Below are 1,179 nucleotides of genomic sequence, written 5' to 3' on the forward strand. Positions count from 1 at the left end.
CTAAGTACAGGACAAAAGTTGTATGGGGTGAAACTCTGACTCAAGTAGAGATTGGGGAGAAGCGGTAAAAAAGCGACGCAATAAGTCAAAGCCATAGCGAAACAAACTCCGAGCTCGACGGCCATGGGCCTTGATGATACGAATCGGTTTCTGAGTATGTCGCCATAAACCCGCTTTCATCGCCCAGACAAAGCCAATGGCCAACAGAGCCAGCAGCTTCGACAAACGCACCTTATCGATAAAATGAGTTGATTCTAAGCAAAAGCCACGGGTTTTGAGGGCGCCAAATAACGTTTCAATCCCCCAGCGGTGATGGTAATCGGCCAAAGCATTTTGAGGGTCATGGGCAGTAATAATAATCAGAAAATCATCATCCGTTTTCTGAGATTTCTGCTTTGGCTTCAGACGAGTGCCGATGACATAGACTGGACGGCCCCAGACCCACTGTTTTCCCGGCAGAATTCTTGTCTCACCCATGACCAATGACCGAAACAGGTGCGCTCCAGCAATCGGCGGTTGTCCTTTACCTTTGCTAATCTTGTCGGTCTGACGGATGCGCAGACGAAAGGGAATGGGCTTATCCAGCATCAGGTATGACAGCCAGGGCTTACCAATAAACTCTCGGTCCCCTGTAAGATAGGCAATTTCCGCATCGGGGAATAAGATTTCAAAACGCTCGAACAAATCCATGCGCTCTGTACTGTTGCTGTTGCCCTTCTTCTTCTCCAGCATTGTCCACATCAGTGGATAACCGATGCCTTCATGGACAACACCCAGCATCAAGATATTGAAATCCGTTGTTCCGAATGACCAGTTGGTGCGGTCAATACTCAGGACCCATGGTTGCGGGATAGCCGCGATATTCATCACCATCTGGGCGATTTTATCCAGGTTGACCTCAAAGGACTTGAAGAATCGCTGCATGCGCTTGTAATTAGATTCCTCAGTGGCATCACCTCCCCAGACGGTGGCGAGTTCGGCGAGATTGACGGTTTTTGCTCGGAATAGTGCTATCAGGAACATCGCAACGAAGGAGAGTCTGGCTCCATGCCATCCGATGTGGGGTCGCAATTGGTCACGGATTTCGCTAATCTGGCTCATGAGGGTTTGTTTGGTTGTATGCTAACTCCTATCAAACCCTCTCCCTCTATCCTTTTCAAGTTTTTGTCCTGTACTGAG

General features: G+C 48.9%; 1 protein-coding gene. It reads right to left on the minus strand.

Translation table 11 applies throughout. From position 1 onward, the window contains the following. Complete coding sequence (locus AACR41_RS00075) at nucleotides 1–1,101, minus strand: IS4 family transposase (protein WP_030008354.1); 1,101 nt, start codon at nucleotides 1,099–1,101, stop codon at nucleotides 1–3. Nucleotides 1,102–1,179: the final 78 nt, after the last annotated feature.

The sequence above is a fragment of the Picosynechococcus sp. NKBG042902 genome, assembly GCF_963864045.1.
Classification (GTDB): domain Bacteria; phylum Cyanobacteriota; class Cyanobacteriia; order Cyanobacteriales; family MRBY01; genus MRBY01.

Coding starts and splice junctions, on each gene's coding strand:
- AACR41_RS00075 (WP_030008354.1), bottom strand. CDS start 1,101: ATGAGCCAGATTAGCGAAATCCGTGACCAATTGCGACCCCACATCGGA.